Origin of the sequence: Pedobacter agri PB92 (assembly GCF_000258495.1) — a bacterium.
Taxonomy (GTDB): Bacteria; Bacteroidota; Bacteroidia; order Sphingobacteriales; family Sphingobacteriaceae; genus Pedobacter; species Pedobacter agri.
The window spans coordinates 1-4,402 of the sequence record NZ_AJLG01000275.1 but is presented as its reverse complement, the minus strand read 5'-3'; the positions used below and the strand labels follow the sequence as shown (position 1 = coordinate 4,402).

The following is a 4,402-nucleotide window of genomic DNA, read 5'->3' as shown; positions in this document are numbered from 1 at the left end:
AATTGAGATCAAAGGCTTACCTAAACTCACCGAAGTTGGTGCATGGAGTGTTCAAAAAACCGGAACCTTTGGAGATTTTATTCCACCAACGGCAAATGAACCCCGTACCTATGGCGGCTTTTATACGCAGGAAGATATTAAAGAGCTGGTACAATATGCACAAGATCGCTTCGTCAATATTATGCCCGAAATTGATGTCCCAGGACACAGTTTGGCTGCCATTGCCTCCTATCCGGAACTTTCATGCACACCAGACGCGGTAAACTATAAGGTGCGTTCCGGCGAAAAAATTATGGATTGGAGCCGCGGGGCACCTCCTCTGGCATTGGTAGATAATACGCTCTGCCCTGCAAATGAAAAAGTTTATACATTCCTCGACACCGTAATTACGCAAATAGCAAAGCTTTTTCCCTTCGAATATATCCACATGGGAGGAGATGAAGCGCCCCATAATTTCTGGGAGAAAAATGACCAGGTGAAGGCATTAATGCAACGCGAAGGACTAAAAACCATTCCACAGGTTCAGGCTTATTTTGAGAAACGTGTTGAACAAATCGTGGTTTCAAAAGGCAAAAAGTTTATGGGCTGGGATGAAATTTTGGAAGGTGGTGTTTCACCTACAGCTTCAGTAATGAGCTGGAGAGGCCTAAAATATGGTATTCAGGCATCAAAAGATAAACATAACCTGGTGATGAGTCCGACTGATTTCGCTTATCTGGATTATATGCAAGCCGATCAGATTACAGAACCAAAGGTTTATGCCTCTTTACGGTTAAACAAAGCTTATCAGTTTAATCCTATTCCAGCTGGGGCTGATCCAAAATTTATTATCGGCGGACAGGCAAACCTGTGGACGGAGCAGATTTTCAATTTCCGACAGGTTCAATACATGCTTTGGCCTCGTGCTTTTGCCATTTCAGAGTCTGTTTGGAGTCCGATAGAGAAAAAAAACTGGACAAGTTTTATCGACCGTACAGAGGAACATTTTAAAAGATTGGATCTTGCAGAAATCAAATACTCTCCAGCCATTTACGACCCAGTGTTTACAGTTAAACGCAACGCTGATAAACAGTTGATAATTGAATTAACGCCAGAAATTGAAGGCCTTGATATTTATTACAGCTTTGATAATTCGAGCCCGGATCGATTTTATCCAAAATATACCGGAGCACTAACAGCACCTAAAGATGCCAGTATGTTGAGGGTAATTACCTACAAAGGAAAACAGGTTGTTGGAAGGTTAATTAGCATGCCCATTTCCGATTTACAAAAAAGGGCTAAATAATGGGTAAAGAAATCGAAAGGAAGTTCCTAATTAAGGAAACTGAGTGGAATAGCTTTGCAAAGCCAGAAGGAAAACTTCTGAGGCAAGGTTATCTGGTAAGTGATCCAAATAAAACTATTCGCGTACGCACCACCGAAAATGCGGCGTGGATTACGATCAAGGGAATATCTACCGGCGCCTCAAGGTTAGAATATGAATACGAAATCCCTTTGAAAGAAGGACTTGAGCTACTGGATCAGTTTGCTGAATCTGAACTGGAGAAAATCAGATATGAAATTCCGCATGAGGGTAAAATCTGGGAAGTTGATGTTTTCTCTGGCGATAATGCCGGACTAATTGTTGCAGAAATTGAATTGGAATCCGAAGAGGAGAACTTCCAGCTTCCGGCTTGGGTGGCCGAAGAAGTTACCCATGAGAAAAAATATTACAACTCCTGCTTAACCATTCATCCTTATAAAAGCTGGACACCTAGATAATTTGATTGAATCTTAAGCATCCTTCTCAAAGGAAAATTCCATATATAGCTTTTGCCTTCACATCAACAAATGTGAATAAATAAAAAGATTGATTCGTCATTTAACATCAACTCAATTCCTATATTAGCCCCTTCAAAAATCATCCTTGTTTAATTTGCAACAAATGGTCATCCCGAAAAAGGCCATTTAACAATTTAAAATTTAAACAACAATATCATAAAAGGATGAAAACAAGTAAATTTTTAATGAGTGCTGTGATTGCAGGAACGCTATTTTTGGCGAGCTGCTCTCCAAAAGATGCAGATATTCAGGCTGCAGTGCAGGCAAAAGAAGCCGCAGGCATTGCCGTATCCGTAGCTAAAGGCGCTGTAACGTTAACAGGCGAAGTTGCCGATGATGCAGCCAAAGCTAAAGCCGAAGAAATAGCCAAAGCTGAAAAAGGAGTAAAATCAGTCGTAAACAACTTAACAGTAAAACCTGCAGCTGCGCCAGTGGTCATTTCAGAAGACCCTTTATTAACTAAAAATGTTGCCGATGCAACCAAAGATTTCCCAACGGTAAAAGCCAGTGTAAAAGATGGTGTAGTTACACTTACAGGTGAAATTAAAAAAGCTTCGCTGATTACCTTAATGCAGCATTTAAGTGCATTAAAACCTAAAAAAATTGAAAACAAATTAACTGTAAAATAATTCTACCGATGTTATTACAAGAAAAATATAAGGCATTAACCGATGCAGCTGTTGCCGCTGGAATAAGTGATCTTGCTGTAAGAGCGCAAGACGGAATATTATATGTAGATGGAACTGCAGCCGATGGCGCTACGAAGGATCATCTCTGGGAAGTTTACAATCAAATTGATCCTAACTTTACCTCTGGCGACTTAGTGCTGAACGTAAATGTTAGCGTTGATGCGGCTACCACTCATGTGAAAGTAATTACCCAAAGCAGCAATTTAAATATCCGAAAAGGTCCTGGAACGGATCAGCCGATTGTTGGTAAAGCGGCGCATCATGAAATCATTACCCTGGTAAATCGCAGCAATGATTTGTGGTGGCTGGTAAGAACTAAAGATGGTGAAGAAGGATACTGCTATGCCCAGTATCTGGAACCTCAGGATTAATCAGTTTGAGTATCTTTCAAATCCGCTTTGTAACAAAAGCGGATTTTTATTTAAAGGATGAATCACATCTTTCTTCAGGATAGCAGATGCTGATCTTTGGCAAAATTGAGCAAACCTATGGTTGATTTTACCCCGGTTTTTCTCCAGATATTTTTACGGTGAGTTTCAACAGTATGTTCGGAAATAAACAACATTTTACCAATTTCTGCTGAGGTGTGTTCCTTCGAAATGAGTCTGATAATTTCTATTTCCCGTGCAGATAAATTATTTATCTGATGTTGGTGCGTATTTTGGCTAACGTTTTTCAACTTAGATGCAATCGAATCCTGAATATAACTTCCGCCCTCCATTACCGTTACAATGGCCTTATGCAGTTCAGCATTTTTTACATTCTTAAGCAAATACCCAGAGGCTCCAGCCTTGAGCATATTGGTCATATTTAAAATATCATCATGCATAGAAAGCACCATCACTTTAATTTGAGGGTATTCTTTTTTTACATATTTAGTTAAGTCTAACCCTGACTTTTCACCCAGGCTAATGTCGGTTAAAATGAGATCAGGAACACTAATTTTTATTAGTTCCTGAGCCGTATCAACCGAATTTGCTTTTCCTACAACAACCAGATTGGCGACATCTTTCAAAATTGCCTCAATGCCATCCATAAGAATATCATGATCATCAACTAAAAATACTTTAATCTTTTTCATGTCAGCGATTTTAGAATCATAATTACTAGTAAGAGAACCTTAAAATGGTGGTAGTGCCTTTACCAATAGTCGAATCAACTTCTAAATGACCATTAAAAATTCGAATGCGACTTTCCAAATTTTGCAATCCTAAACCTAGTTTAATTTCATTTTTATCATAGCCGATACCATCATCTTCAATCATTAGTAAAATTTCATCATCACTCATGTTAAGATGAACGCCAACATTTTTCGCTTTGGCATGTTTCAAAATATTGTTAGTAAGTTCCTGAAACGACCTGTAAACAACCACCGCCCTTACCTGATTCACGTCATCAAACTCAACGTGTTTAAAAAATTTGAAAACGGTAAAGTTCTGCACATCATTAAGACGATCTATTACCTGTTCCATTGCTTTCACCAAACCGAAGTGCAGCACCATTTCGGGCGTCATTTCATGCGATAGCATTCGTACTTCATTAGCCGCCTGATCTATGAGGTCATCTAACTTTTGCAGCTGTGCAATATCATTTTTCGCTTTTTTAAGTTGAAGCGATGCTGCGGCCAGCGTTTGCCCTACCCCATCATGCAAATCTCCGGATATTCGCCTGCGCTCATTTTCTTCAGTTTCCAAAATCGCTACAGCCTTATTTTTTTCTTCAAGAAACCTCTGTACCGCATTCTGGCTTTTATACTTGTTTTGAATATAGAAATAAAAATAAATACTGCTTGATATAAATACAGATAAACTGGCGATCAAAATAATAAGCCAACGTTGTTTATTACTGATATTAAGTCTGTTTTCGAGATTTTCTTCTTTAAGTGTGTACGT

At 39.0% G+C, this 4,402-nt stretch carries 6 protein-coding genes; 4 read left to right on the top strand and 2 right to left on the bottom strand.

Annotated elements, in window-relative coordinates:
- From ON09_RS22880 to ON09_RS22865, 4 genes are all read left to right on the top strand, one after another.
- On the top strand, window positions 1–1,285 hold a 1,285-nt coding region (locus tag ON09_RS22880; protein ID WP_029204581.1), incomplete at its 5' end, for a beta-N-acetylhexosaminidase.
- Window positions 1,285–1,761 carry a CYTH domain-containing protein gene (locus ON09_RS22875; protein WP_010603398.1) on the top strand — a complete coding sequence of 159 codons (477 nt, stop codon included), beginning with the start codon at window positions 1,285–1,287 and terminating at the stop codon, window positions 1,759–1,761. The genes ON09_RS22880 and ON09_RS22875, both read left to right, overlap by 1 nt.
- A gap of 224 nt (window positions 1,762–1,985) precedes the next feature.
- Window positions 1,986–2,450: a BON domain-containing protein gene (locus tag ON09_RS22870; RefSeq protein WP_010603397.1), complete on the top strand. Its 465-nt coding sequence runs from the start codon at window positions 1,986–1,988 to the stop codon at window positions 2,448–2,450.
- Between the two features lie 8 nt (window positions 2,451–2,458).
- Window positions 2,459–2,881: an SH3 domain-containing protein gene (locus ON09_RS22865; protein WP_010603396.1), complete on the top strand. Its 423-nt coding sequence runs from the start codon at window positions 2,459–2,461 to the stop codon at window positions 2,879–2,881.
- Between the two features lie 74 nt (window positions 2,882–2,955).
- Here the strand turns inward: ON09_RS22865 and ON09_RS22860 are convergent, their stop codons facing one another.
- A complete protein-coding gene (locus ON09_RS22860; protein WP_010603395.1) occupies window positions 2,956–3,591 on the bottom strand; it encodes a response regulator transcription factor in 636 nt (211 codons plus the stop codon).
- Window positions 3,592–3,616: 25 nt separating this feature from the next.
- The coding region (locus ON09_RS22855; RefSeq protein WP_010603394.1) for a sensor histidine kinase at window positions 3,617–4,402 on the bottom strand (786 nt) is incomplete at its 5' end.

Excerpts from the sequence above, each read along its gene's own strand:
- ON09_RS22875 (WP_010603398.1), top strand. The coding sequence starts at position 1,285 with ATGGGTAAAGAAATCGAAAGGAAGTTCCTAATTAAGGAAACTGAGTGG.
- ON09_RS22870 (WP_010603397.1), top strand. The coding sequence starts at position 1,986 with ATGAAAACAAGTAAATTTTTAATGAGTGCTGTGATTGCAGGAACGCTA.
- ON09_RS22865 (WP_010603396.1), top strand. The coding sequence starts at position 2,459 with ATGTTATTACAAGAAAAATATAAGGCATTAACCGATGCAGCTGTTGCC.
- ON09_RS22860 (WP_010603395.1), bottom strand. The coding sequence starts at position 3,591 with ATGAAAAAGATTAAAGTATTTTTAGTTGATGATCATGATATTCTTATG.